This window comes from Sphingopyxis sp. YR583, from assembly GCF_900108295.1.
Classification (GTDB): Bacteria; Pseudomonadota; Alphaproteobacteria; order Sphingomonadales; family Sphingomonadaceae; genus Sphingopyxis.
Map to the genome: position 1 here is coordinate 440,341 of NZ_FNWK01000002.1, position 25,608 is coordinate 465,948.

The following is a 25,608-nucleotide window of genomic DNA, read 5'->3' on the forward strand; positions in this document are numbered from 1 at the left end:
ACACCGCATGACCCGCACCCTCCTCGCCTCGCTCTCCCTGCTCGCTCTCGCTGCCTGCGGTGGCGGCGATTCCGCCGGCAAGTCGACGACCAAGCTCGACGCGGTCGAGGTTCAGCCGGGTTCGGTCAGCGATTCGATGATTATCCTCGACGACGCGGTCAGCGACGGCACGGCGGTCGACAATAGCGTCCCCGACGACGGCACCAAGAAGGACGCCGCGAAGAGCGACGATGCGGATAGCGCCGACGAGGCCGCGCCCGAAAGCGAAGCCGACAGCAATCCCGATGCGGTCGACATTCCGGTCGCGCGAAAGGCGATCACCGCCGATCCCGCCGCCAAAAAGGGCCAATAGCCCTAGCGCAACCCCAGATTCTTGTGCGTCTGAAGCGACAGGCGCCAGCGCGGATCGGCCATCACCAGGTCGATGCACGCCTGCACATTGGCGGCAGCTTGCGGATCGTCGAGCGGCTGGACGAGCAGATGCTCGAACTTGAGCGACGCGAGCCGCGCGACATCGCTTCCCGGCTGCGGCCAGACCAGTTTCAGCTCGTCGCCGCTCGTCTGCACCAGCTCGCTGCCCGCCTTGGGGCTGACGCAAATCCAGTCGATGCTGCGTGGGATCGGGAGCGTGCCGTTGCTTTCGATCGCGATCATGAAGCCGTGTTGGTGCAGCGCATCGATCAGCGCAGCGTCGACCTGCAGCATCGGCTCGCCGCCGGTCAGCACGACATAGCGGTCGCCGCTGCCCTCGCCCCAGCTATCGGCGATAACGTCGGCAAGCGCCGCTGCATTCTTGTATTTGCCGCCGAGCGTTCCGTCGGTGCCGACGAAATCGGTGTCGCAGAATTGACAGATCGCCTTTGCGCGGTCCTTCTCGCGGCCCGTCCACAGATTGCAGCCGGAAAAGCGGCAGAAGACCGCGCGGCGCCCTGCCTGCGCGCCCTCACCCTGCAAGGTGAGGAAAATCTCTTTGACCGCGTAGCCCATCGGTTCAGGCGTAGCGCGTCGGGTCGGCGAGCCCCGCATCGGCAAAGCCCTTCGATCGCAAGCGGCAACTGTCGCACGATCCGCAATGCAGTCCCTCGGGTGTCGGGTCGTAGCACGACCAGCTCATCCCCGCGTCCATCCCGAGCCGCGCGGCTTCGGCCGCGATATCGGCCTTGGTCATATGTTGCAGCGGCGCGTGGATATGGAAATCGACACCCTTGTCACCATCACGCGTCGCGAGCGCAGCGAGCTTTTCGAACCCCTGGATGAATTCGGGACGGCAGTCGGGATAGCCCGAATAGTCGAGCGCATTGACCCCGATGACGATATCCTGCGCCTGCCTCGCTTCGGCGAGCCCGAGCGTCAGCGACAGGAAGATCAGGTTGCGCGCGGGAACATAGGTGATCGGAACATCGTCGCCGACACCGTCCTTTGGCACGTCGATATCGTCGGTCAGCGCCGATCCGCCGAAGCGGCGCAGGTCGAGGGGCAGCACGATATGCTCGGCCGCCCCCACATAGGACGCGATCCGCGCGGCGGACTCCAGCTCGACGCGGTGACGCTGGTTATAATCGATCGTGAGCGCGACGATGCGCGCGCCCGCTTCGCGCGCGAGGCCCGCACAGACCATCGAGTCGAGCCCGCCCGACAGGAGGACGATCACCGTTTTTCCGGATACTTGCTGCATCGGCGCCAGATAGGCTTGTGCAGCAAGGGGTGCAAGGCCTGCGCCGTACCAAAAGAAAAGGGCCGCGAGGCGCTTGCCGCACGGCCCAGTTCGGCATGACAGCCGTTAGGGAGAAAGGGCATGAAGAAGCCCTGCCCCGCTTCTAACGCACCATGGTTAACAAATCGTTCTTCAGCAGCCGCCAGTGCGACGTGCCTCGATCGCCTGCGAGAAGGGCTTGCCGTCGGCGATGCCCTGCGTGTCGATCTGAACCAGCCGGTTCGTCTCGCTGCGGATGCTCGTGCGGCCATGGCCGGCCCCGGGGCAGGTATAATGGACCGTCACCGAATTCGGCGTGTCCTCGATGACATAGCGCGAACAATTGGCGCGCGGATGCTGGATCTGGATGAGCCTGCGCGCGTCGCCGAGGCACACAGTCTGGAGCACCGCATCCTTGCCGCGTTCACGTAGTTGCCAGCTGCCCTTTTCGAGCCGGTCGAGCATCGCCAGCGACGGCGCCTGCGCCGGCACCGCGCTCGCGCCCGCCAGCCCGAGCGCCACCAGAGACATTCGCAATATGGGAGAGAAGATCGCCATTCCACCTATCCATCGGCCGCCCGCAAGCGAGCGAGTACGCGACCCCGTTCGCATTTAGCTAGCAACCCGGCGATGCGTTTTCAACCGCTTGGCGCTGGAATTACTCGCCTTGCCGTCGAGCGTTCCGGAAAATCGGTCGCTATTCGGGGCGATTATGCGCCGCGATTTCGTCGAGCGGGATCGGAAAGACGCGCGAGCAAAAGGCGCAATCGACGACGATATCGCCATTTTCGTCCGCCATGTCGGCGCGCTCGGCCTCCGGAAACTGTGCCAGAACCCCCGCATAATATTCGGGGTTGCAACGACACCCGCGCGATACCGCCGCACCGGCCTCGACGCGGACCTCATCTTCGTGAAACAGCCGCCAAGCGAGCGTTTCCAGCGAGGTCGCCGGATCGGTAAGCTCTTCGGCCTTCAGCGTCGTGGCGATCGTCTTGGCATGTTCCCATTCGGGATTGTCGTGCCGGACGTGCAGCCGGTCGCGGCCAACTTCGCCTTCGGGCAGATGCTGGAGCAGCAGCCCGCCTGCAAGGCAGCCCGCCTCCGCGTCGTGCCGCGCCGCCAGCTTGATCAGGCTCGAAATCTGCTCCGATTGCTCGAAATAATGTTCGGCCGCCTCGCCGATCGAGCCGCCTTCGAGTGGGACGATGCCCTGATAGCGTTCGCCCGTCGTCGCCTGATCGAAGGTGATCGCGAGAAAGCCTTCGCCGAACAAGGCAAAAAGCGTCGGATCGGACCCCATTTCGGCAAGCCGTTCGGCATCGAATTTGAGGTAACCGCGCAGTTCGCCACCCCGATAGTCGCAGACGAGCAGTTCGACCGGACCGCCGCCGGTCTGCGCCTGCAGCGTCATCTGGCCGTTCTCGTCCTTCAGCGTCGAACCGAGCAGAACGGTCAGCACCAATGCTTCGGCCAGCAGCTTTTCGGCGACCGGCGGATAATTATGGGCGCCGATGATCGTCCGCAGCGTCGGCCCCAGACGCACCAATCGCCCGCGTACATGGCGGTCGGCGATGGTGAACAGCAGGGGCTGATCGAACCAGGTTTCGATGATGTCGCTCACGTCTTCGAACTCACAATTTTCCAAGCGCCCATAGCAGGATCGACTTTTGGGCGTGGACGCGATTTTCGGCCTCGTCCCAGATGCGCGACTGTGGGCCGTCCATCACCGCATCGACGACTTCGTCGCCGCGGTGCGCGGGAAGGCAATGCAGAAAAACCGCATCGCTCTTGGCGCCCGTCATCAACCGTTCGTCGACCCGATAGGGCACCATCGCCGCAATCTTGTTGTGCGCATGGTCCTGTCCCATTGACACCCAGGTATCGGTGACGACGACATCGGCGCCTGCGACCGCTTCGCCCGCGTCGCGCATGATATCGATTCTGGCGCCCTTCCCGCGCGCGGCTTCGACAAAGCTCGCGTCGGGTTCATAGCCCTGCGGCACGCCCGCCCGAATGTTGAAGCCGAACAGTCCCGCCGCCTCGATCAGCGAGGCGAGGACATTGTTGCCGTCGCCGAGCCATGCGAGCTCGAGCCCGGGCAGCGCCTTGCCGCTCTCGACGATCGTGAGCAGGTCGGCGACGATCTGGCACGGGTGCGACAGGTCGGTGAGCCCGTTGATCACCGGCACGCTCGCATATTCGGCCAGTTCTTGCGCCTTTGCGTGATCGTCGGTGCGGATCATGATCGCATCGGCGTAACGCGACAGAACGCGCGCGGTGTCGGCGATCGTCTCGCCGCGCCCAAGCTGCGTGACGCCCGCGTCCATGATCATTGGCGTTCCGCCGAGCTGACGGATCGCGATGTCGAACGATGCGCGCGTGCGCGTCGAATTCTTCTCGAACACCATCGCGAGCACATGGTCCGCGAGCGGCGCGTCGGCATCGGCCTTGCCCTTGGGCCAGCCGGCACGCGCCGCCTTGCGATCGATCGCGTCGGCAAGCATCGCGGCGACCGCGTCCCCGCCCGCGTCGGACAGGTTCAGGAAGCTCCGCATCACACTTCGGGCGGCGTGTAGCTCACCGCACCTGCCGACAATTTCTCGATGAATTCGGCGATGTGGTTATCGTCGATGTTCAGCGGGGGCAGCACGCGCACGACATTTTCGCCCGCCGCGACGGTCAGCAGCCCATGGTTGTCGCGCAGATGCGCGACGAACGCGCGGCTGTCCGAATTGAGCTTGAGACCGAGCATCAGGCCGACGCCGCGCACGCTGTCGAACAGCTGGTCGTGGTTGGGGATGAGCTGCTCGAGTGCGCCGCGCAGACGCTCGCCGGTCGCCTTGACCGACGCGAGGAAACCCTCTTCGAGCACGACGTCGAGTACCGCCTGTCCTGCGGCGCAGGCGAGCGGGTTACCGCCGTAGGTCGATCCATGCGTACCGATCACCATGCCGCGCGCGGCCTTTTCGGTCGCGAGGCACGCGCCCATCGGGAAGCCGCCGCCGATACCCTTGGCGCTCGCCATGATGTCGGGGGTGACGCCGAAATGCTCATAGGCGTAGAGATGGCCGGTGCGCGCGACGCCGCACTGGACTTCGTCGAACACGAGCATGAGGTCGCGCTTGTCGCAAATGTCGCGCAGCGCCTGAAGGAAGGGCTGCGACGCCGGACGGATACCGCCTTCGCCCTGAATCGGCTCGACGAGGAAGCCCGCCGTATTGTCGTCGACCAGATCGAGCGCGGCGTTGATGTCGTCAAACGGCGCATAGGCGAAGCCCGGCAGCAGCGGGTCGAAACCCTTGCGCAGCTTTTCCTGATTGGTCGCCGAGATCGTGCCGAGTGTGCGGCCGTGGAAGGCGTTGTTGAACGTGATGAGCGTATGTTTTTCGGCGTTGCCCGCGCTCGAATGATAGGCACGTGCGGTCTTGATCGAACATTCGACGGCCTCGGCGCCCGAGTTGGTCAGGAAGACCGTATCGGCAAACGTGTTCTCGACGAGCCGCGCGGCATAGGCCTCACCCTGCGGGCTGCCATAGAGGTTCGACACATGCATCAGCGTCGCGGCCTGATCCTGGATCGCCTTCGTCAGATGCGGATGACCGTGGCCGAGCAGGTTGACCGCGATGCCGCTCGCGAAATCCAGATAACGCTCGCCTCGCTCGCCGATCAGATAGGCGCCCTCGCCGCGAACCGGACGCACACCGCACCGGGGGTATACGGGCATCAGCGGCGTGATCGTCATGGCAGGCACCTTTCAGTCAAAAGTAAAAAGGCGACCCACAAAACGGGCCGCCCTTGGTCGGACCGCCCCTATACTGCCGCAGCCGGAGCCGCGTCAACACGGGGCGCGGATTATCGAAGCGCCTTGCCCGCCTCGATCGTCAGCGCGAGCGAGCGCTTGCGCGCATCATGATCGTACATCGACGATGCGATGATCACCTCGTCGACGCCGGTGCGTGTAACGAAGGCTTTGAGCCCCGCAGCGATATCCTCCGTCGTTCCGACCGCCGAACATTGCAGCACATGGTCGAGGATCGCGCGCGCATTGGGCGGCAGACTGTCCTTATAGCCTTCCAATGGCGGCTTCATCTTGCCGGGATTGCCGGTACGCAGCGCGACGAAAGCCTGTTGCTGCGACGAGGCGAGCAGTTCGGCTTCTTCGCGCGTGTCGGCGGCAAAGGCATTGAACGCCGCGGCGGCATAGGGCTCGGCAAGCTGCGCCGACGGCTTGAACTGGCGGCGATAGATGTCGAGCGCTTCGTCGAGCGCGTCGGGCGCGAAATGGCTGGCAAAGGCATATGGCAGGCCGAGCATCGCCGCGAGCTGCGCGCCGAACAGGCTCGATCCCAATATCCACAGCGGAACATTCGTTCCCTCGCCCGGCACCGCACGGATGCCGAGACGGTCGTCGCCGGCGAGGAAGGCCTGAAGCTCGACGACATCCTGCGGAAACTGGCGCTCGTCGCTCGCAAGATTGCGTCGCAGCGCACGTGCGACAACGCCGTCCGAACCGGGCGCGCGGCCGAGGCCCAGATCGACACGACCGGGGAACAAGGCTTCGAGCGTGCCGAATTGTTCGGCGATCACCATCGGCGCATGGTTGGGAAGCATGATGCCGCCCGCCCCGATACGGATCGTCGACGTCGCCTGCCCGATATGCGCGAGCACGACCGAGGTCGCGGCGCTCGCGATCCCCGTCATGCCGTGATGCTCGGCGACCCAATAGCGTTCGTAACCCAGCGCCTCGGCATGGCGGGCAAGGTCGGCGGCGTTGGCGAGCGATTGGGCGATCGTGCCGGTGTCGGTCACGGGCACGAGATCGAGGAAAGAGAGTTTCGTCATGAAACCGATATGCGGTGCGGGTTGCCGCGGTTCAAGCGCAGCCTTCGCGGGCGGCGCGAAGAAAAACTATGCCCGCTCGTCCTTTGGCGAGTCCATCAGCACATAGGTCGTGATCGAATGCACCTGTGGCAGCACACCGAGCACCTCGGTGTGGAAGTGCTTGTACGCCGCCAGATCCTCGGTCTCGACGCGCAGCAGATATTCGATCGTGCCGGTGATATTGTGACATTCGCGCACCTCGGGCGCGACCGCCATCGCCGCTTCGAAATCATTCTGCGACTTCTTCGTGTGCGACGACAGGCCGATAGTCACATAGGCGACGAACGTCAGCCCGAGCTTTGCCGGGTCGATCACCGCGCGATAGCCCTTGATCACGCCGCTGCGTTCCAGTTCCTGCACGCGGCGCAGACAGGCCGACGGCGACAGCCCGACGCGCTCGGCGAGTTCGAGGTTCGAGATTCGCCCATCGCGCGATAGTTCGCGCAATATCTTGCGACCGATGGTGTCAATCTTGATCATAGGTTGCATAATCTATCGTAGTGCGCGCCATCTTTGCAATCCATCGCGCATCGAAACGCATTATGTTGCACGTATGAACCAGGCCACTCTTGTCGCGCTCTCCGCCTTTGCGCTCGTCTCGTCGATCACGCCGGGACCGAACAATATGATGCTGATGGCGTCGGGCGCCAATTTCGGCCTCCGCCGTACGGTCCCGCACGCACTCGGCGTCGGCTTCGGCTTCACGCTGATGATCGTCCTCGTCGGAGTCGGGCTGATGGGCCTGTTCGACCTGTTCCCGATCCTGAACACAGTGCTCAAGGTCGTGAGCGTCGCCTATCTGCTGTGGCTCGCGTGGAAGATCGCCAACGCAGCCGCGCCCGACACGGAGACCGGCGCGCGCAGCAAGCCGATGACCTTCTTTCAGGCGGTGCTGTTCCAGTGGGTCAATCCCAAGGCCTGGTCGATGGCGCTGACCGCGATCGCTCTCTATGCGCCCGACCGCAATCTTGGTGCGGTACTGCTCGTCGCGATCGTTTTCGGGATCATCAACCTGCCCTCGACCAGCCTGTGGGCGGTGATGGGTCAGGTGATGCGCGGCTGGCTGTCGAGCCCGGCGCGGCTGAGGGCGTTCAACTGGACGATGGCAGCGCTGCTCGTGGGATCGCTCGCGCTGCTCATTTGATCTGATTGCAAGGTTGTATCCCGCAACCTATGCACGGCGCTCCATCCAGCGGAGACCAAGCCCCATGACCAGCCGCCGCCTCGGCAAAAGCGCCATCCATGTGTCCGACATCTGCATGGGGACGATGACCTTCGGCAGCCAGACCGACGAGGCCGAGGCGTTTCGCGTCCTCGATCGCTGCTTCGACGCGGGGATCAATTTCTACGACACCGCCGAGGGCTATCCGGTGCCGCCCGACGTCAAATGGGTCGGCCGCACCGAAGAGATCGTCGGGCGCTGGATGAAGACCAAGCCGCGCGACGCGATCATCATGGCCACCAAGGTGTCGGGACCGAGCCATGTGTGGTTCAAGTCGCCGTGCCGGAATGGCATGACCGCGCTCGACCGCAAGAATATCATGCAGGCGGTCGACGACAGCCTCACCCGGCTCCAGACCGACTATATCGATCTCTACCAGACGCACTGGCCCGACCATGACGCGCCCTATGACGAGATGATGGACGCGCTCGACGAACTCGTCCGCGTCGGCAAGGTCCGCATCCTCGGCTGCTCGAACGAGACGAGCTGGGGGCTGATGAAATCGCTCGCGTCGTCGGAGAAACTGGGCGGCGCGCGCTATCATACGATCCAGAATAATTTCAGCCTCAACAACCGCCGTTTCGAGGACGAACTGGCGCAGGTTTGCCGGCAGGAAGGCGTCAGCCTGATCCCCTATTCACCGCTCGCCGGCGGCGTCCTCTCCGGCAAATATCAGGGCGGCGCGCAGCCCGAGGGTGCGCGCTTCTCCCGCTACCTCGGCATGGAGGGACGGCAGGCAGTGATGGGTCGCCGCTTCGTCAACGAAAAGAGCCTCGCTGCGACCGAACGCTATCTGGCGATCGCCGCAGAGGCGGGGCTGGATCCCGTCACCATGGCGACCGCATGGTCGAAACAGCATGACTTCGTCGCATCGACGATCGTCGGGGTCAGCGCCTTTGATCAGGTCCAGCCGATCCTCGACGCGATGGAACTCGTGCTTTCCGACGATGTGATGAAGGCGCTGCACAAGGTCAGCAAGGATATCCTCTACCCGATGGGCTGAGGCGGCCTTGCGCTTCCCGCATGGGCAGCTATTCCTGACCTCGATTTCAAGGAGTTCATCATGTCCGCTGCCCGCCGCGCGTTTTTCGCCCTCGCCGCTTTTTCCGCCGTCATCGGCACCGCGCACGCGGCAAACCCGGTGATGTTCCGCGACGCGGGGTGCGGCTGCTGCCTCAAATGGCTCGAGCAGGTGAAGGCGTCGTTCGGGCAGAAGGCCGTCGTCGTGAACTCGCCCGACATGGATGCGGTCAAGGACAAGCAAGGCGTGCCGCAGGCGCTGCGCAGTTGCCACACCGTGCTCGTCGGCGGCTATGTGATCGAAGGGCATGTGCCCGCGAAAGACATCAGCCGCCTGCTCCGCGAAAAGCCGAAGGGCGTAAAAGGCCTCGCGGTTGCCGGCATGCCGACAGGATCACCCGGCATGGAGCATGGCGACCACCGCGAAGCCTATAAGGTCATGACCTTCGGCCCCGCCGGGCAGCGCGTCTATGCGAGCTACGCCGCAAGCGGCGGCGCGCACGCACACTGACCATGGCGGGCCGGCTCAGGCCAGCTCGGTCTTGAACAGCTCAAGCATCCGCGCCCACGCCTTTTCGGCGGCCGCCTCATTATAGGCGCGGCCGTCGGGCGGGCACCAGCCGTGCATGGCGCCAGCATAGACCTCGACCTCGTGCCACTGCGGGCGCGGTTTGAGAACCTCGGCCAGCAACAGCTTCTCGTTCGGGGTTTCCTTGTCGTCATTGTCGGCGATCGCGAAGAGATAGCCTGCATTGGTATCGTCGATCAGCAAATGCGGGCTGTCGGGCTTGTCAGTCGCGACGCCGCCGCCGTGGAAGCTCGCCGCCGCCCCGACGCGGTTCGGGCTGAGCGCCGCGGTATAGATCGTCATCGCACCGCCCATGCAGTAACCGGTCGTGCCGATCTTGCGCTTGGTATCGACCTCCTTTTGCGCGTCGAGGAACGCCAGATGCGCCTTGGCATCGGTTTCGACGATCGGACGCGTCAGTTGCTTGAGATAACCGAACAGCTTTTCGCGGATTGCCGGATCGTTGAAGTCGTTCGCGGCGTCGACCACCGGCGACTTCTGCCAACGATAGAAGGGATTCACGGTCAGCACGGCGTAACCTTCGGCCGCGAGCCGGTCGGCCATCTGGCGGAATGCGGGACGAAGTCCGCGGATGTCGGGCCAGACCAGAATGGCGGGATGCCTGCCCTCGGCCGGCGCGACGAAATAGGCGTCGCAGGTTCCATCGTCGGTCTTGATCGTGACATCGCGGCCCTTCACGGGCTTGCCCGCCATCGCGCGCACCGGCAGCGCCGCAGCCAGCGCCCCCGCGCCTGCAAGCGCGGTAAAGCTACGCCGTCCGACGGCCATGCCGGCGCGATCGAGATCGGCTTCGGTGTTCTCGGTGCACATTCAATCTCTCCTTGGGGATCATTTCGGAAAGCCGCAGAAAACTGCGCAACTTCACTCGCGATTGCATATCTCGTCCCGTGATCGGGATCGACGGAAGAGCGAAGCTAATCCAGCCCAGCTTTATAGGACAGCGGTTTTTGAGCGAGTTAATCTGTCTTCTTTTCACCAGTCCCGCGAAAGCGGGAAGCCAGCATCAGCCGTTGCAACTAGGTTCCGCTTTCGCGGGAATGACGAGTTAGGTAGCGAGCGCCGCCACCTCGTCGAACGACAGCGCCACATGATGCACGCCGACCTCGCGGAGCATCGCGGCATGGCACGCGCGATCGACGATATGCCCTGCTCCGCAAAAGCCGACGACCGTCATCCCCGCCGCAATCGCGGCACGCGCTCCGGTCGGCGAATCCTCGATCGCGAGGCATTGCGCTGCGTCGATGCCGAGGCCCTTCGCGGCGGCGAGATAAATGTCGGGAAAGGGCTTGCCGCGATCCCAGCCGTCGGCGCTGTAGACATGCGCGCCGAAATGATGGCCGAGCCCGAACAGGCCGAGCGCCCAGCCGATATATTCGGCGCGGCTCGACGAGGCGATCGCGCGCGGCAGCGACCCCAGCGTGTCGAGAAACGCCGGTGCACCGGGGACGGCATCGAAACCCTCCATGAAGCGCGCCCGCGCGCGGGTCCGGTGCGTCTCGCGAAAATCGGCGGGGAGCGGACGCCCGAAGCGCGCCTCGATCCGCCGCTGAGTTTCCTGCCAATTGTGCCCATAATAGTCGCGCAAACTCTCTTCATAGGTGGTCGGCATGCCCACCGCGGTCAGGCTTTCCGACAGCGACAGGTTCGCGCGCACCTCGCTATCGGCGATCACGCCGTCGAAGTCGAAGATGATGGCGGCAAAGGACATAGGCGTCAGGGCATGACCTCGGCGTCGCGGGCATAGCCCCACGGCCCCTCGCCCGACCAGCCGCGGCCGTCGGGAAAGCTGTGCCTGATGCCGCTGAGCTGTGTGGGCGCAAAGAGGCGCATGTTGACGCCCATCAGATCGACCGCGCCGCCCATCCGCTCGATCAACCCTTCGGTCGCCGACCAGTGCGTCGTGCACCCGCAGGTCGCGCAGAAATGCAGGTCAGAATTGGGGTTCTCGCGGTCGGCGCGATTATAGGTCCGCGTTGCCCCCTCGATCACGACATCGCGCGGCGAATAATAGGCCCACAGGATGCCGTGCGAAAAGCAGAGCGAGCAATTGCACTCGGCGATCTCTTCGGGCGCCTTCGCGAGCTGCACCGAGACGGCGCCGCAGTGGCAAGAGGTTTCCCAACTCATTCGACCGTCACCGACTTCGCCAAGTTCCGCGGTTGATCAACATCAGTCCCCTTCGCGACCGCCACATGATACGCCAAGAGCTGCACGGGCACCGCATAGACGAGCGGCGCGATCAGCGGGTGGACCTTGGGCATTTCGATCGTCGCCATGCAGCCGTCGCCGGCTTCGGCGAGACCCTCGGCGTCGGAAATCAGCACGACCTTGCCGCCACGTGCCATGACTTCCTGCATGTTGCTGACGGTCTTTTCGAACAGCGGGCCCGACGGCGCGAGAACAATCACCGGGACGGCTTCGTCGATCAGCGCGATCGGGCCGTGCTTCATCTCGCCCGACGCATAGCCTTCGGCATGGATGTACGAGATTTCCTTGAGCTTGAGCGCGCCCTCGAGCGCGAGCGGATAGTCTGGACCACGGCCGAGGTAGAGCACGTCGCGCGCGGGGGCGACGAGATGCGCCATCTTCGAGATTTCCTCGTCGTGCGCCAGCGCGGCATTGAGCGCGGCGGGCGCCTCGATCAGATGCTTGACGATCTCGCGTTCCTCATCAGCGCTGAGCTTGCCCTTCTTGAGCGCGAGATGTGCGGCGAGCGCGGCGAGCACCGCGAGCTGACAGGTGAAGGCCTTGGTCGAGGCGACGCCGATCTCGGGACCGGCGTGCGTCGGGAGCAGCAGGTCGGCTTCGCGCGCCATGCTGCTAGTCGGCACGTTGACGACGACCGCGATCGTCTGCCCGTTCGCCTTGCAATGGCGGAGCGCGGCGAGCGTGTCGGCGGTCTCGCCCGACTGCGAGATAAAGAGCGCGAGCCCACCGGGTTGCAGCACAGGGTCACGATAACGGAACTCCGACGCGACATCGATGTCGACGGGGACGCGCGCGAAGGTCTCGAACCAATATTTGGCGACCATGCCCGCGTAGAAGCTGGTCCCGCATGCGACGATGGTGATGCGTTCGATGCCCGCGAGGTCGAAATCCATCTGCGGCAGCGCGACGGTCTGTTCGAGCGGGCGGATATAGGAGGAGAGCGTCTGCGCGACGACGGTCGGCTGCTCGAAAATCTCCTTCTGCATGAAGTGGCGGTAATTGCCCTTTTCGACCGCGGCGGCGGTGACGCCCGAGGTCGTGATTTCGCGCGTCACCGGATTGTTTTCGGCGTCGTAGATTTGCGCGCCTTCGGTCGTGATGACGACCCAGTCGCCTTCGTCGAGATAGGCGATCTTCTGCGTCAGCGGCGCGAGTGCGAGCGCATCCGAGCCGAGATAGGTTTCACCCTCGCCATAACCGACGACGAGCGGTGAGCCGAGGCGCGCGCCGATGAGCAGGTCGGGGTGCTGGCGGAATGCGATCGCGAGCGCGAAGGCGCCGCGGAGCTGCGGCAGCACCGCCTTCACCGCATCCTGTGGCGACTTGCCGGCCTCGACCTGTTCGCTGACGAGGTGCGCGACGACTTCGGTATCGGTCTCGCTTTCGAACTTGCGGCCACGCGCCTGCAGCGCTTCACGCAGGGGCTTGAAATTCTCGATGATGCCGTTGTGGACGAGCGCGACTTCGCCGGTCGCATGCGGGTGCGCGTTGCTCGTCGTCGGCGCGCCGTGCGTCGCCCAGCGCGTGTGCGCGATGCCGACGGTGCCCGGCGCAGGATTGCCGGCGAGTTCCTTGACGAGATTGTTCAGCTTGCCCTCGGCGCGGCGGCGGATCAGTTGCCCGCCCTCGACCGTGCAGACGCCCGCCGAATCATAGCCGCGATATTCCATGCGCTTGAGGCCATCGACCAGCCGGTCCGCCACCTGGTCCTTGCCGATGATTCCGATAATTCCGCACATGGGTTCTGGCTTTCATTAGAGCGTGTAGGGAACGCGAATACCCGGCATCGACGCCGGAAACACCTTGATATTGCGTGTGACGAGGATGCGCCCGCTGATCTGCGCGGTCGCCAGTACGAAAGCGTCGGCCAAGGTCAAGCCCTTGCGCTCCGCGCGCAGCGCCGCGGCTCGGCGTGCGACCGCGTCGCCGATCTCCTCGACCTGAAAGCAGCCGAGAAAGGCCTCGACCGCCTTGACCGACGCGGGGTCGGCGGCGGACATCACCTCGGTCCAGCTCACGCGGCTGATGCTCTTGCGCCCGGCACGGCGGATTTCACCGCGCGCCGCCTCGACGCCGTTCAGCGCGTCGATCAATATGTCACTGTCGAATTGCGCGTCGATCATTCGCGCTTGCCCCGAAGGCGCCGCTGATATTTCAGCCCATCGCCGATATCGCCGCGGGCGCGGAAGATGCCGAAGGCATTATCGATCGCATCCCCCGACACATCGGCGCGATAGGCCGAAACCGCGCGGCGCACGAGTTCGGCGCGCGATACGCCCTGTTCGGCGGCAAGCGCATCGAGCCACTGGATATCGTCGTCAGGAATGTCGGCGAGGAAGCGCATGATTTCTTGATATCATACCATGATATCAAATCAAGCCGGCAACTGCTTCCGATAGACAAGGAAACCCGATTTTTCGGCGATACGATCGTAAAGCAGCATCGCCGTGTCGTTTGTCTCGTGCGTCATCCAATAGACGCGCGGCAGCGACCGCTCCTGCGCGGCGCGATACACCGCCTCGATCAGCGCGCGGCCGACGCCCTTTCCCCGAGCCTCGGCGCTGGTGAACAAGTCCTGCAGGTAGAGCGACGGAAGCAGCGAGGTCGTGCTGCGATGGAGCAGATAATGGGTCAGGCCAAGAAGCGCGCCATCCTGCTCGGCGACGAGTGCGAACATCGGCTCATAGGGGTCGAAGAAACGCTCCCACGTTGCGGCAGTAATCTCGGGCGCCAGCGCGGTGTCGCCGCTGCGGCCGTAGAATGCGTTATAGCCGTCCCACAGGGGCAGCCAGCGACCATAGTCGGCGCGTGCCGCCGGACGGACGACCAGGCCGCTCATGCCCGCCCGAAATTCCGGTCAACGAAGATCATCGCGAACTGAACCGGATCGGGCGCCTCGCCATTGCCCGCGGCAAAGCGCGCCTTGCCATCGGTCCAGATTTGCCGGATCTGCGCGGGCAGCTCGGGTCCGAATTTCATCTGCAGCTCGACGATCCGCTCCCAGCTACCCTTGAAACCAAAGCTCTGTTCGAGCTGCGGCACCATCGCCTTGCAATAAGTCTCGGTGGCGGCGTCGAGATGGCCGATCGCCTGCAGCACCCAGGCGTCGACAAAGCGCAGGAAGGGCTTGTCGGTATAGCGGTCACTCACTTGCTCTTCTCCATCCATTCGCCCTGCAGCAGCCCATAGATCAGCGAATCGCGCACGCCGATATGCGTTTCCCACTCGCCGCGCAGGTGGCCCTCGCGCTGAAAGCCCAACCGTTCCAGCAGCCCGATCGAGCCGGTATTTTCGGGATCGGTGTCGGCAAAAATCCGGCGCAGTTTCATTTCGCCGAAACCATGGTCGATCACGCGGCCGACCGCTTCGCGCGCGATCCCGCTGCCCCAACGGTCGCGGCGCAGGATATAGCCGACCTCTTTCACGTCGGGCTTGCCGTCGATCAGGATGACCCAGCCGAGCGCGACATCGTCGTCCGCGGTGATCGCCCAGCAAAGATAGCCCTGCCCCTCGCTCGCATTGCCTTTGACATAGTCGGCGGTCTCGGCAAGCGACTGGTGCGGCCCGCTCGACCACCAGACCATCACCTCGGGATCGGACAGCACCGGGTACAGCGCGGGCGCGTCATCCTCGCGGAGTTGGCGCAGCACGAGGCGCGCGGTGGTCAGCGTCGGCGCGGGCATGTTATCACTTCTTCTCCGCCGCTTTTTTCTTGCGCATCGCGTCGTGGAAGCGGTCGGCCCAGCCGGGCTTGACGAGCTGTTCGCCGCGCACGAGCCGGAGTTCGCCGTCGGCGACGTCGCGGGTCACCGCGCTTCCCGCCGCAACGATCGCATCGGCGCCGATCTTCACGGGCGCGACGAGTGCGCTGTTCGATCCGATGAAGGCGCGCTCGCCGATCTCGGTCTTGTATTTGAAATAGCCGTCATAGTTGCAGGTGATTGTGCCCGCACCGATGTTCGCGCCCGCCCCCACGCTGACGTCGCCAAGATAAGTGAGATGGTTCGCCTTCGCGCCTTTGCCGAGCACCGCTTTCTTGGTTTCGACGAAATTGCCGATCTTCGCCTTCTCGCCAAGGACCGTGCCGGGACGCAGCCGCGCGAACGGGCCGACCTCGCAGCCGGCGCCGACGATCGCTCCCTCGATATGGCAATTGGCGCGGATTTTCACATTGTCGGCGATCGTCGCGCCGGGGCCGAAAAAGACATTGGGTTCGATCGTCACATCGCGGCCGAGCTTCGTATCCCACGCAAACCAGATGGTGTCGGGCGCGATCAGGCTGGCGCCGTCGGCCATCGCCTGCACGCGTCGCCGCGCTTGCCACTCGCCCTCCATCGCAGCGAGCTCGCCGCGGCTGTTGATGCCCGCGACGTCATAGGGATCGGTGATGACGACCGCGCAGTGGCGCCCGTCGGCATTCGCGATATTGACGATGTCGACGAGATAATATTCCTTCGCCGCATTGTCGTCGGTGACGCGCGCGAGCAGCGCGAAGAGGTCTGCCGACTTCGCTGCCATCAGCCCCGAGTTGCAGAGGCGAACCGCGCGCTCGGCGTCGCTCGCATCCTTGTGCTCGACCATCTTCACGACGCGGTCGCCCTCGGTGATGACGCGGCCATATTGCTGCGCATCGGCGGGCTCGAAGGCGAGCACGACGACGGCGGGCGCGTCGTCGGCGTTCAGCCGGTCGATCATCGCCTGCATCGTCGCCGCGGGAACGAAGGGCACATCGCCGTAGAGGATCAGGACATCGCCGTCGAAACCCGCGAGCGCCGCTTCGCCCTGCTGCACCGCATGGCCGGTGCCGAGCTGCGGCTCCTGTACCGCAAGGTCGGCGCTTCCTGCCAGCGCGGCTTCGAGCTGGTCGGCCTTGTCGCCGACGATCACGACCTTCTTCGCAGGGCTGAGTTCGTCGACGCTCGCCATAAGGTGCAGCAGCATCGGCCGTCCCGCGATCGGGTGCAGCACCTTGTGCAGGTCGGATTTCATGCGGGTGCCCTTGCCCGCGGCGAGAATGACGGCAGCGATCGGATTGCTCATGCCGCGAGCCATGCCAGCAAATCATTGCGGTTTCCAGAGCATCGCGCCATGCGCTGCGGATGAACGGATTTCCTTTTGCGATCGTCGGCTTCGACCTCGACGGCACCTTGCTCGACACGCTCGGCGACCTCGCCGCCGCGGTAAACCACGCGCTTGCACGGATGGACCGCGCGCCGCTGAGCACCGACGCCGTGCGGCCGATGATCGGACGCGGCGCGAAGCATATGCTCGAGGAAGGCCTGCGCGCGTCGGGCGGCGTCCCCGACGGCGCGGTCGAGCGGCTCTACCCCGAACTACTGGACTTTTACAGCGAGCATATTGCGGTCCACACCCAGCCCTTCCCCGGCGTGATCGCCGCGCTCGACCGGCTCGACGCGATGGGAATCAAAACCGCGGTCGTCACCAACAAGGCCGAGCATCTCGCGCGCCTGTTGCTCGCCGAATTCGATATGACCGATCGCATGGCGACAATCATCGGCGGCGACACGCTGGGCGTCCGCAAGCCGTCGCCCGAACCAATCCATGCCATGGTCGAACGATGCGGTGGTGGGCGCGCGGCGTTCGTTGGTGACAGTATCTATGACGTCATGGCGGCGAAGAACGCGGGCGTGCCGAGTGTCGCGGTCAGTTTCGGCTTCCTCGATCGACGCGCACCCGAGCTTGGCGCCGATCATGTGATCGACCATTATGACGAACTGGTGCCGCTGCTCGCGACGCTCTAGCGCTTGCGCCACTTCGTCCAGAGATGCCTCGCGAGCATCGCGGGCGGCATCCGCAGCCAGTGCGAGCGGATATAGAAGGCCTGATCGAGAAGCAGCTGCGTGACGCGCCCCCAGTCGTCGCGCGCGAGAAGGCGTCGGCGAAACCAGACGTCGGCAGGATCCTGCAGATCCCACCCCTGGGGCAGCGTCGCCCCATAAAGATCGCGCGCCAGCCGCGCCGCGCGATGCACGGGGATGCGCAATCCGTGAAGGTCCGCACGGGCGTCAAGCTTGCCCCAATAGCCCGGATCGGCGGCCGCGAAATCGCGCGTCATCGAGTGGAAATCCCACAGATTGCGTAGCCCGCCCTGCAGATCGCCGTCGGCGAGCATATGCGCCGCGCAATGGCACGCCATATCGGCGGGGTTCAGAACCGCGAACCCCGCACGGCTGCTCACCGCCTCGCTGACCAGCGCCAGCGCGTCGGGGGTGATCCGGTGGGTGCGCGGCAGGATCGTGTGATGCACGTCGATCATCCGGTCGCGGACCTTGTGGATCATCGGCGGCAGTTCATGCATATGCTGGCGGTAATAGGCATCGTCATACGGGTCCGACTTCACCCACTCCCATCCCGCCTTGAGCAGGTCATTTTCGGCGCGGCGGATGTCGTGCGCGAGGACCAATATGTCGAGATCGCCGATCTGGCGCCCGGCGGCGCAGGCCATGTCCACGGCGGCATAGGCCGCGCCTTTCAGCAGCACGAATTCGATCCCCGCCGGCGCCAGCGCACGGCGCGCCATCTCGGCCTCCCACAAAGCCTGCGTCTGTGCGACCTTGGCAGCCGCACGCTGGTCGGCAAACAGCGCGGCGACGGTGGGCGGGAGGTCGGCATCGGCCAGATGATGCGCGAGCGTCGCCAGCATCGCCTCGCTGCGCGCAACGCCGATCACACCGTCCCAATCGCGCGGCACCAGCGCGACCGGATCGCAACGTCCGGAAAGCAGGTCGACGAAGCTTTGGACTGCGCTCACTTTGTCGTGTCCGCCCAAAGCTGCTCGACCAGCGCGACGCCGGTCGCGCTGTCTGGATAGGAAATGCCGAACGCGGGAGTTTCACGAACGAGCCGCGTCAACGCGGCAAAGCCCGCCTCTCCGAGCGCGACATAGTTGGTCGACGCCTCGGTCAGCCGGACAAAGGCTTCACCCTCGCCCATCGCTTCGATCGCAGTCTCGCCGCCGAAGCGCGGAAAGAGCAGCAGCGCCGGACGCGCGGGTTCGTGCATCGCGGCGATGGCTTCGGGCCGCGGGATTAAATGGCGAATGTCGCCCTTCGGCGTCGCGGCGAGCAGCGGGCCGAGCCGCGCCGGATCGACGCGGGCCGCAACCTCGGCAATCGCTTCATTCTTCAGGCTGACCGCGCGCGGAAAGGCGAAAGCATCGCCCCCAGCCGGGTCGATCAGTGTGAATTCGTCGCCCATCAGCCGCCAGTCGCCCTCTCCCAGCAGCGCCGCGAGCGTCGATTTGCCCGACCCCGACTCGCCCGACATGATCAGCGTGCGTCCGTCCTTTGCCACCGCGCTCGCGTGGAGCAGCATATGACGTCGCCAGCCGAGCGCGACCTGCAAATTCATTCCCATCTCGGCGGCGAGCAGCCCCATCGACAGCGGCAACGGCAGCGCGTCGGGAACGACGAAATCGCCGCCGATATGCACCGAAGGTCGCAACCAGCGCCGCCATGGCCGTGCGGCGAACAATCGGACGGTCGCATCGGCAGGGCGCGCATCGTCCGCAGGATATTGGGCATAAAGGTGCCGGAGCGCCGCAATCGGTTCGGCCCAGTCGCTGCCGATACGAAATTGCACCGGGCCGACGGCAATGCGTATCTTGTGCGTCACACCCGCTCCACCAGCCCCATCGCGGCAAGCTCGCCGAGCCGCTCGGCAAGGATGGGCTGCACATCGTCGTCGCCCTCGAAATCGAACACCGCGGCAAGGCGCGATGCAAGGAGGGCAGCGTTGCAGACGTCGGCGCCCATGGCGTCCAGTATCTCGGGCATCGGCGAGACGACGAGATGCGTCTGCATAGAGCGCCGGTCGAAAATCGCGGTCAGTTCGCCGAGCGGCTCGATCCGCAGCGCGCCCGGCGGCGCGGCGCGATACGTCCGATCAGCCATAATCTTCGGCGGCGGCGGTCAGTTTTGCGAGGATAGCGAGCAGCGCCGCGCGTTCTTCGGTACTGATATTCGATTCAAGCCGCGCCTCGCTCGCGAGCGCCGCGGGGACGATTGCGTCGTACAGCGAACGCCCCGTTTCGGTGAGCTCCAGATGATGCGAACGTCCGTCAGCCTCATGCGCCTGACGCGCGATCAGCTCGCGGTCGGCGAGCGCTTTTGCAGCGCGATTCACAGTCACCTTATCCATGCGGGTCGCCTGAACCAGCTCGCGCTGCGTCTTCGGCTGACCTTCGCCAAGCACCGCCATCAGCCGCCATTCGGGGATCTTGAGCCCGAAGCGATTCTCATATTCGGCGGCGATCCGGCTCGACAGGGCGTTCGATGCGATGGACAGGCGGTACGGCAGGAAATTGTCTAGATTCAGCTTCTTCGCGGCCATGCCTTACTCATCCCCACAATCCGTAACCCCGGCAGAGCCATCCTATCGCCTGTTTCGGGCCTGTGAAGGGCGGACAGCGTGAAAATCAGAAAGAAACGCGCGCGCCAACCCACAATGTCCGCGGTGTCGCGCGCTCGACGATCCCTGACGACGAGATTGCGGCGGGTACCAGCTCATCGAACAGATTCTCGCCGCGCGCCTCGATGCTGATCCCGTCGCTGAATCGCCACGACAGCCCCGCGTCGAGCGTCAGGGCATCGTCGAGAGCGAGCAGCCCCAGATCGTCCTCATTCTGCTTGCCGATATAGCGCAGCGTCGCGAAGCCGCCGAACGGGCCGTTCGCATTGCTGCGCAGCGATACGCTTCCGCCGTGCTTCGCGATCTGCGCCGGGCGACGACCGTCGAGCCCAAGCGCCGCGCCCGATGCATCGACGTCTGCATCGGTGAAGGCGTAGGTCGCGCGCAGCGTCGCCGGACCGATCCGCTGCTCGGCGCTGACCTCGACGCCCTTGCTGTCGATCGCGTCGAGATTCTGCCGCTGGTTGAGGTTCGGCGCGAGCGTCACATTGGCGATCGCGTTCGTCAGATGGTTCGCGAACAGCGTCGCCGACAACTTCGTGTCGCCATTGTCCCAATCGGCGCCGACCTCGCCGCCCCACAGTCGTTCGGGCTTCAGCATCTCGTTCGCGGTCGTCACCTCGGCTCCGACGCGGAATGGGCGATAGAGTTCGTTGAGTGTCGGCAAGCGCCAGCCGCGATAGGCTGCGGCGCGGATCGAGATCGCGTCCGAATTCCAGCGCACGCCGGCGCGGCCGCTGCCTTCCCAGCCCTGCCGCGAGGCGAAACGAAGGTCGGTGATAACGGGCCCCGCGATATTGCGTTCGAGGCGATAGCCCTCACCGAGCCACCAGCGATCGACGCGACCGCTCAGCGTCCAGAGTAGGCCGTTATCCCGGTAACCCCCGGTCCATTCGGCGAAAGCACCCACGGTATCGCTGTCGCCGCCCGCGATGCGGTGACGGCCGGGGGTCACGCCGGCGAAGAAAAAATCTTCCTCCGTGCGACCAACCGTACGGCGCCAGTCGACACCGATACGAAGCGGATTCTCCCCGCCGAATTCGGGCCGCAATTCGAACCGCGCGCCGAGCCCCGTCGCGGGGACGCGCTGCAAGAGTGCGGGCGCGACGCTGTTTCGTCCAGCGGCGACGCTCGCGAAGCCGCTCTCGAAATCGCGAAGCTGGACATAGCCGAGCGCGAGCCATTGTGTCCCGCCAAACGGATCGTGGACGAAGCGCAGGCTGGCGTCGATCCCGTCAAACTTGCTCTGCGTAAAATCGGTTCCACGGTCGCGCCGGTCGGAAAAACCGCGCAGCGCGGCCTCGATCCGGCTGTTGTCACCGGCGGCGAAACGAAGGCGCAAGCCCAACCCGCCCTGCTCGTAGGGCGCCGCGCGGTCGACTGCGCCGCGCTGTCCCGCCGCGACAGGCACAAAGCCATCGCCACGACTATAGCGTGCGTCGACCGCGACCTCCCCTTCGCCAATTTGACCGCCGACGGAAGCTGACGCATCCCAGCCGTCCCGGCTACCATAAGCGACGCTCGCCTCGGCGCGGTGAGTCATTTCCGAATAAAGGCCGATCGTACCCGCGAGCGCACCGGGACCGTCGACGCCGCTGCCGCCTCCGCGGGTGACGATGATTCCACCTAGCTTGATCGCGTCATAGGCGCTCCACGCGACCCAGCCCCCAAAGGGATCGGCTTGCGGCACGCCGTCGAGCGTGACGAGCGCGCGTGCCGACGCGTTGCCGCCGAGCCCGCGGAGCGTGATACCCTGGCTCGTTGGGTGCGCCGAACGGCCGTCCGACCGGCGAAACTGGACCAGCCCTGCCTCATCGCGAAGACGGTTCTCGACGCGCGCACCAAAACCGGGCGCGATGTGGGTCAGGATGGCGGCGCTCTGCACCGCATCGCTGAGCGGCCGACTCAGCACGCCGCTGCCGTTGACGATGATGACATCGCGCGGACGCGGGGTGCCGAGAATGCAAGGAGGCTCCTCGAAATATTCCTCCTCTTCCTGCGCCATCGCCGCCGCCGGCTGTGCCAGCAGCGCGGCCCCCACAAGCCAGCGGATCACGCTGGCTTCACCGCATCGGGATGCGCCGACTGGAAGGCGTCGAGTTCCATGCACGCGGCGTCGATCTCGGTCAGCCGCGGGAAGGCATCAAGCGGCACCTCAAACCTGCGCGCGTTATAGATTTGCGGGACGAGACAGCAGTCGGCGATGCCCGGCGTGTCCCCGCCAAGATATTTGCCGACGCCCGCCATCGCCTCCAAGGCTTCGAACCCCTGCGTGATCCACGTCGCGATCCAGCGGTCCTTGGTTTGTTCGTTAAGGCCTAGGTCGCGCTTCAGATATTTGAGCACGCGCAGATTGTTGAGCGGGTGGATGTCGCTCGCGATCACCTGCGCGCGCGCCAGCGCGACGGCGCGCGGCATCGCTTCCTCGGGAATCAACTGCGGCTCGGGAAACGCCCTGTCGAGCCAGTCGATGATCGCCATGCTCTGGATGATCGGTTCGCCATCGACGACGAGCATCGGGACGAACCCCTGCGCATTCTGCTCCAGAAAGGCGTCGCTCCGCTGTTCGCCCGCGATCAGGCTGACCTCGACGCGTTCATAATCGAGCCCTTTCAGGTTCAGCGCGATGCGCACGCGAAAGCTTGCCGAGGAGCGGAAATAATCGTGAAGGACGAGCTGTGTCATGGCGCCGTCTAATGCGATGCTTTCGGCATCTCCGCAATCCATTGCCTGAGCAGCGCCGCGCCTTCCTTATGGACCGTCGATCGCCCGACCTCGGGCATCGCGATGCCGGGATCGGTGCTTTCGAGGCGATAGATCAGGAAGCTATGGTCGGGATCACCGGGTGCGATGGCGAAATCCATGCCCCCGCTGCCGCGCCCCGCCGCGGTCGGCCGCTTGCCGATGCCATAATTCACGCCCGCTGGATCGTCGGTCCAGCGCAGAAACAGGCCGCTGTTCGACGCGCTGCCGGCGGGGTTATGGCAATGCGCGCAATTGACGTCGAGATAGGCGCGGGCGCGGGTCGCAACGCTGCCCGATATGGGATCGTCCCACTGCGGCATTGTCGGTTTCAGCGCAGCGGGATTATCGAAATAGAGACTGCGCAACTTGTCGGACGCCGCCGGGTCTAGGATGAAGTTGCGCGCCTTGGGTCCGATCGGCACAATCTCGCCGGCGAGGCTGTGGCATTCCTTGCACTGATTTTTGTTCGGCACCGCGTAGCGAATGCTGTGCGTCTCGCCATCGGGGCTCTTGAAGGTCACCGGCACGCGCCGCCCACCGAGCGCCAGCGTCGCATCCTTACCGTCGGCGTCCCATATATAGGGAAGCGCCAACCAGCCCGCCGCACGGCGGATCAGCAGCCGCGTCTCGACCGGGCGCCCGTCGTTGACGTCGCTCCAGCCAAAGCTTTTGACGAGCACGGTTCCGACCGGAAACTCGATCACCCCGTCGCTTCCGACCTTCGCCTTCTTGCCGGTGGGGATCGAGATGAAGCGATGCTTGTCGGTATAGTCACTGAACAGCGGTGCGCGGAGCGTATAGCCGATGCCGGTCGAAGGCGCCTTCGGATCATTGCCGCGGAACAGCCCGAAAGCCGAGAGCTTCGCGGGCATAGCATCGCTTTCGACGACCGCCTGGTCGACAGTCGGCGCCACCACGGCCGCCCCGCCGCTCGCACACAGCAGCGCCGCGCCAATCGCGGCAAGAACGCGTCTCACCGGACCTTCGCCTCCATCGCGTCGGGCAGCTTGATCGTCGGCAGCGCTGCGGGCGGCGTGCCTTTCGACAGGTCGGCGGGAGCGGGCTTCGCCTCGCTTTGCGGCGTCTTTACGTCGGGCAGGTTCAGCGACAGCACGCCGACCTTGTCGAGCACGATCGCGTCGCCCGCGCCGTCCCACAGCACCGGCGGAATGCTGCCGCCCATCGCCGCCGCGATCATGTCGCCGCCGGGGAATTTCGGCGCATAGCCCGCCTTGCCATGCTGATTGCAGCGCACGACGATCGCATTCGGCAACGGCTGATATTTCGGATCCTTATGCTCGTAACGATAACCGACGATCATCACATTGGCGGTGCCATTCTGGTCGAAGACATTGTCGAAAATCTCGACATTGCGGTTCGCCATGATCAGCACGCCGGTCCCCGTCGGAACGCTCGCGACGATATTGCCCTTCGGCGCGAAATTGGGCGTGCTGTTGTCGTTCACGATATTCTCGAACACGCGGACATTATGCCCGCCCTGCATCGGCAGGCTCGGCAGGTCGAACACGAGGATGCCGCCGGTGTTCTTCGTCGCGATATTGTCGTGGACGTCGGCGTCGTAGCTGTTCTCGATCTCGATCCCCGCGACATTCTCGGTGGCGATCGATTCGCGCACGACGATGTTCTTCGACTGACCGACATAGATGCCCGCGTCGGAGGCGCCGCGGACAAAGACGCTGTCGATCAGCACGTCGCTGCTCTCGACCGGATAGATGCCGTAGGCGCCGTTGCTTTCCTTCGGCCCCGCGGTCCATTCGACGCGCAGCTTGTGATAGACGATGCGGTCGGCGCCCTTCGACTTGATGCCGTCACCCTTCGTATTGAGCACCGCGAATTCGGTGAGGAACACGTCGTCCGAGGTGACGAGCAGCCCTTCGCCCGCGCCCTGCTGCCCGGTAAAGTCGAGGATCGAGCCGCCCTCACCCGCTCCGGCGCCGCGCACGGTCACATTTGCGACGTCGAGCGACAGGCCGTCGGTGAGCTTCCACACGCCTGCGCTGAGTTGGACGGTATCGCCCGGTTCGGCAAGGATCAGCGCCTCTTGCAGCTTTTCGTTCGCGTCGGGCGTTGTTGCGCTGACGCTGATGACTTTCGCCGCCGCCGGACTGGCGGCAAATGCAGCCACGATGCAGAGCGTCGCCGCGTGGCTGAGGCCATGGAATCGCATTTGTCTCTCCCCTTATTTTCGGGGAGCATGGTGCAAGACTTGACGGATGCCAAGCGTGTTGCTGACATATGTGTAGCTAACCCGGGGAGAGGTCGCCTTGATTCACAGATTTGCTCTGGCGCTTGTCGCCTTGATAGCCGTGCCATCGATGGCAGCGGCGCCGGCACCGATTGCCGGGCGCTGGAAAACCGACGATGGCAAAGGCATCGTGGTCATGGCCGCGTGCGGCAACAAGATGTGCGGGCGCGTCGAACGCCTGCTGATCAAGCAGCCCGCCGGCGGCCAGCTCGACGAACGCAATCCCGACAAGGCGAAACGCAGCCGTAAGGTTACCGGCCTTCAGATTTATTGGGATCTCGTCCCGCACGGCGACGGCTGGAAGGGCGAGGGCTATAGCCCCGAGGACGGCCGATATTACAAGGCGCATCTGCGCGCCAACGGCGGCAAGATGACGATGAAAGGCTGCGTCAGCCTGTTCTGCCGCACGGTAACGTGGACGAAGATGTCATAAACCCTATCCTCCCTGTGGCAAAGGCATGGGGAGGTGGCAGCGCGAAGCGCTGACGGAGGGGCGAATGGCATTGCCGTCGCCGCCCCTCCACCGCCTTCGGCGGTCCCCCTCTCCATCGCTT

The 25,608-nt window shown here is 64.7% G+C and carries 32 protein-coding genes; 6 read left to right on the forward strand and 26 right to left on the reverse strand.

Annotated elements, in window-relative coordinates:
- Positions 1–7: 7 nt before the first annotated feature.
- Positions 8–352 carry a hypothetical protein gene (locus tag BLW56_RS14125; RefSeq protein WP_093511306.1) on the forward strand — a complete coding sequence of 115 codons (345 nt, stop codon included), beginning with the start codon at positions 8–10 and terminating at the stop codon, positions 350–352.
- A 2-nt stretch (positions 353–354) separates the two neighbouring features.
- Here BLW56_RS14125 and queE read toward each other — a convergent pair whose 3' ends face one another.
- The 8 genes from queE to BLW56_RS14165 all read right to left on the reverse strand — a co-directional run bounded on the left by queE (position 355) and on the right by BLW56_RS14165 (position 7,054).
- The gene (queE, locus tag BLW56_RS14130) at positions 355–987 is read right to left on the reverse strand and encodes a 7-carboxy-7-deazaguanine synthase (protein WP_093511618.1); all 633 of its coding nucleotides are present in this window, start codon (positions 985–987) and stop codon (positions 355–357) included.
- A 4-nt stretch (positions 988–991) separates the two neighbouring features.
- Positions 992–1,675, reverse strand: coding sequence for a 7-cyano-7-deazaguanine synthase QueC (gene queC, locus BLW56_RS14135; RefSeq protein ID WP_093511307.1), 684 nt, complete (start codon positions 1,673–1,675; stop codon positions 992–994).
- 171 nt (positions 1,676–1,846) lie between these two features.
- Entirely contained in the window at positions 1,847–2,251 is a 405-nt protein-coding gene (locus BLW56_RS14140) for a DUF3617 domain-containing protein (RefSeq protein WP_093511308.1), read from the reverse strand.
- A gap of 139 nt (positions 2,252–2,390) precedes the next feature.
- Positions 2,391–3,314 (reverse strand): Hsp33 family molecular chaperone HslO, encoded by a 924-nt coding sequence (locus tag BLW56_RS14145; RefSeq protein WP_093511309.1) that lies wholly within the window; start codon positions 3,312–3,314, stop codon positions 2,391–2,393.
- A 10-nt stretch (positions 3,315–3,324) separates the two neighbouring features.
- Positions 3,325–4,251 (reverse strand): ornithine carbamoyltransferase, encoded by a 927-nt coding sequence (gene argF / locus BLW56_RS14150; RefSeq protein WP_093511310.1) that lies wholly within the window; start codon positions 4,249–4,251, stop codon positions 3,325–3,327.
- A complete protein-coding gene (locus BLW56_RS14155; RefSeq protein ID WP_093511311.1) occupies positions 4,248–5,435 on the reverse strand; it encodes an aspartate aminotransferase family protein in 1,188 nt (395 codons plus the stop codon). Before BLW56_RS14155 ends, argF begins: the two co-directional genes overlap by 4 nt.
- Before the next feature lie 110 nt (positions 5,436–5,545).
- Complete coding sequence (locus BLW56_RS14160) at positions 5,546–6,535, reverse strand: LLM class flavin-dependent oxidoreductase (protein WP_093511312.1); 990 nt, start codon at positions 6,533–6,535, stop codon at positions 5,546–5,548.
- 66 nt (positions 6,536–6,601) lie between these two features.
- Positions 6,602–7,054: an Lrp/AsnC family transcriptional regulator gene (locus tag BLW56_RS14165; RefSeq protein ID WP_093511313.1), complete on the reverse strand. Its 453-nt coding sequence runs from the start codon at positions 7,052–7,054 to the stop codon at positions 6,602–6,604.
- A 73-nt stretch (positions 7,055–7,127) separates the two neighbouring features.
- Here BLW56_RS14165 and BLW56_RS14170 point away from each other — a divergent pair, with 73 nt between their 5' ends.
- The 3 genes from BLW56_RS14170 (at position 7,128) to BLW56_RS14180 (ending at position 9,327) form a co-directional block, all read left to right on the forward strand.
- Positions 7,128–7,718, forward strand: a complete 591-nt coding sequence (locus BLW56_RS14170) for a LysE family translocator (protein WP_093511314.1) — start codon at positions 7,128–7,130, stop codon at positions 7,716–7,718.
- A gap of 64 nt (positions 7,719–7,782) precedes the next feature.
- Positions 7,783–8,799, forward strand: a complete 1,017-nt coding sequence (locus BLW56_RS14175) for an aldo/keto reductase (protein WP_093511315.1) — start codon at positions 7,783–7,785, stop codon at positions 8,797–8,799.
- Between the two features lie 60 nt (positions 8,800–8,859).
- Positions 8,860–9,327, forward strand: coding sequence for a DUF411 domain-containing protein (locus tag BLW56_RS14180; protein WP_093511316.1), 468 nt, complete (start codon positions 8,860–8,862; stop codon positions 9,325–9,327).
- A 15-nt stretch (positions 9,328–9,342) separates the two neighbouring features.
- On the opposite strand, the gene BLW56_RS14185 is transcribed toward BLW56_RS14180, so the two are convergent.
- The 10 genes from BLW56_RS14185 to glmU form a co-directional block, all read right to left on the reverse strand.
- Entirely contained in the window at positions 9,343–10,215 is an 873-nt protein-coding gene (locus BLW56_RS14185; protein ID WP_093511317.1) for a dienelactone hydrolase family protein, read from the reverse strand.
- A 235-nt stretch (positions 10,216–10,450) separates the two neighbouring features.
- Positions 10,451–11,113: an HAD family hydrolase gene (locus BLW56_RS14190; protein WP_093511318.1), complete on the reverse strand. Its 663-nt coding sequence runs from the start codon at positions 11,111–11,113 to the stop codon at positions 10,451–10,453.
- A gap of 5 nt (positions 11,114–11,118) precedes the next feature.
- Positions 11,119–11,532, reverse strand: a complete 414-nt coding sequence (locus BLW56_RS14195; RefSeq protein WP_143043468.1) for a GFA family protein — start codon at positions 11,530–11,532, stop codon at positions 11,119–11,121.
- A complete protein-coding gene (gene glmS / locus BLW56_RS14200; RefSeq protein WP_093511320.1) occupies positions 11,529–13,352 on the reverse strand; it encodes a glutamine--fructose-6-phosphate transaminase (isomerizing) in 1,824 nt (607 codons plus the stop codon). The genes BLW56_RS14195 and glmS overlap by 4 nt, the downstream gene beginning before the upstream one ends.
- Before the next feature lie 15 nt (positions 13,353–13,367).
- Positions 13,368–13,736 (reverse strand): PIN domain-containing protein, encoded by a 369-nt coding sequence (locus BLW56_RS14205; protein WP_093511321.1) that lies wholly within the window; start codon positions 13,734–13,736, stop codon positions 13,368–13,370.
- On the reverse strand, positions 13,733–13,957 hold the full coding sequence (locus BLW56_RS14210; protein WP_256203474.1) for a ribbon-helix-helix domain-containing protein: 225 nt from the start codon (positions 13,955–13,957) through the stop codon (positions 13,733–13,735). The genes BLW56_RS14205 and BLW56_RS14210 overlap by 4 nt, the downstream gene beginning before the upstream one ends.
- A 30-nt stretch (positions 13,958–13,987) precedes the next feature.
- Positions 13,988–14,452, reverse strand: coding sequence for a GNAT family N-acetyltransferase (locus tag BLW56_RS14215; RefSeq protein ID WP_093511323.1), 465 nt, complete (start codon positions 14,450–14,452; stop codon positions 13,988–13,990).
- Positions 14,449–14,763 carry a hypothetical protein gene (locus BLW56_RS14220; protein WP_093511324.1) on the reverse strand — a complete coding sequence of 105 codons (315 nt, stop codon included), beginning with the start codon at positions 14,761–14,763 and terminating at the stop codon, positions 14,449–14,451. The genes BLW56_RS14215 and BLW56_RS14220 overlap by 4 nt, the downstream gene beginning before the upstream one ends.
- Positions 14,760–15,296, reverse strand: a complete 537-nt coding sequence (locus BLW56_RS14225; RefSeq protein WP_093511325.1) for a GNAT family N-acetyltransferase — start codon at positions 15,294–15,296, stop codon at positions 14,760–14,762. Before BLW56_RS14225 ends, BLW56_RS14220 begins: the two co-directional genes overlap by 4 nt.
- A gap of 4 nt (positions 15,297–15,300) precedes the next feature.
- Complete coding sequence (gene glmU / locus BLW56_RS14230) at positions 15,301–16,653, reverse strand: bifunctional UDP-N-acetylglucosamine diphosphorylase/glucosamine-1-phosphate N-acetyltransferase GlmU (RefSeq protein ID WP_256203475.1); 1,353 nt, start codon at positions 16,651–16,653, stop codon at positions 15,301–15,303.
- 59 nt (positions 16,654–16,712) lie between these two features.
- Here glmU and BLW56_RS14235 point away from each other — a divergent pair, with 59 nt between their 5' ends.
- Positions 16,713–17,375 carry an HAD-IA family hydrolase gene (locus BLW56_RS14235; protein ID WP_093511327.1) on the forward strand — a complete coding sequence of 221 codons (663 nt, stop codon included), beginning with the start codon at positions 16,713–16,715 and terminating at the stop codon, positions 17,373–17,375.
- Here BLW56_RS14235 and BLW56_RS14240 read toward each other — a convergent pair.
- The 8 genes from BLW56_RS14240 to BLW56_RS14275 form a co-directional block, all read right to left on the reverse strand.
- A complete protein-coding gene (locus tag BLW56_RS14240) occupies positions 17,372–18,385 on the reverse strand; it encodes a nucleotidyltransferase domain-containing protein (protein ID WP_093511328.1) in 1,014 nt (337 codons plus the stop codon). The two genes, BLW56_RS14235 and BLW56_RS14240, sit on opposite strands and share 4 nt — an antisense overlap.
- Complete coding sequence (locus BLW56_RS14245) at positions 18,382–19,248, reverse strand: HprK-related kinase A (RefSeq protein WP_093511329.1); 867 nt, start codon at positions 19,246–19,248, stop codon at positions 18,382–18,384. The genes BLW56_RS14240 and BLW56_RS14245 overlap by 4 nt, the downstream gene beginning before the upstream one ends.
- Positions 19,245–19,526, reverse strand: coding sequence for an HPr-rel-A system PqqD family peptide chaperone (locus BLW56_RS14250; protein WP_093511330.1), 282 nt, complete (start codon positions 19,524–19,526; stop codon positions 19,245–19,247). The genes BLW56_RS14245 and BLW56_RS14250 overlap by 4 nt, the downstream gene beginning before the upstream one ends.
- Positions 19,519–19,965: a MarR family winged helix-turn-helix transcriptional regulator gene (locus tag BLW56_RS14255; protein WP_093511331.1), complete on the reverse strand. Its 447-nt coding sequence runs from the start codon at positions 19,963–19,965 to the stop codon at positions 19,519–19,521. The genes BLW56_RS14250 and BLW56_RS14255 overlap by 8 nt, the downstream gene beginning before the upstream one ends.
- Before the next feature lie 85 nt (positions 19,966–20,050).
- Positions 20,051–22,099 carry a TonB-dependent receptor gene (locus tag BLW56_RS14260; RefSeq protein WP_093511332.1) on the reverse strand — a complete coding sequence of 683 codons (2,049 nt, stop codon included), beginning with the start codon at positions 22,097–22,099 and terminating at the stop codon, positions 20,051–20,053.
- Complete coding sequence (gene maiA, locus BLW56_RS14265) at positions 22,096–22,728, reverse strand: maleylacetoacetate isomerase (RefSeq protein ID WP_093511333.1); 633 nt, start codon at positions 22,726–22,728, stop codon at positions 22,096–22,098. Before maiA ends, BLW56_RS14260 begins: the two co-directional genes overlap by 4 nt.
- An 8-nt stretch (positions 22,729–22,736) precedes the next feature.
- The gene (locus BLW56_RS14270; protein ID WP_093511334.1) at positions 22,737–23,765 is read right to left on the reverse strand and encodes an SO2930 family diheme c-type cytochrome; all 1,029 of its coding nucleotides are present in this window, start codon (positions 23,763–23,765) and stop codon (positions 22,737–22,739) included.
- Complete coding sequence (locus BLW56_RS14275) at positions 23,762–24,976, reverse strand: parallel beta-helix domain-containing protein (protein ID WP_093511335.1); 1,215 nt, start codon at positions 24,974–24,976, stop codon at positions 23,762–23,764. The genes BLW56_RS14270 and BLW56_RS14275 overlap by 4 nt, the downstream gene beginning before the upstream one ends.
- Positions 24,977–25,073: 97 nt before the next feature.
- Here BLW56_RS14275 and BLW56_RS14280 point away from each other — a divergent pair, with 97 nt between their 5' ends.
- Positions 25,074–25,487, forward strand: coding sequence for a DUF2147 domain-containing protein (locus BLW56_RS14280; protein WP_143043469.1), 414 nt, complete (start codon positions 25,074–25,076; stop codon positions 25,485–25,487).
- Positions 25,488–25,608 lie beyond the last annotated feature (121 nt).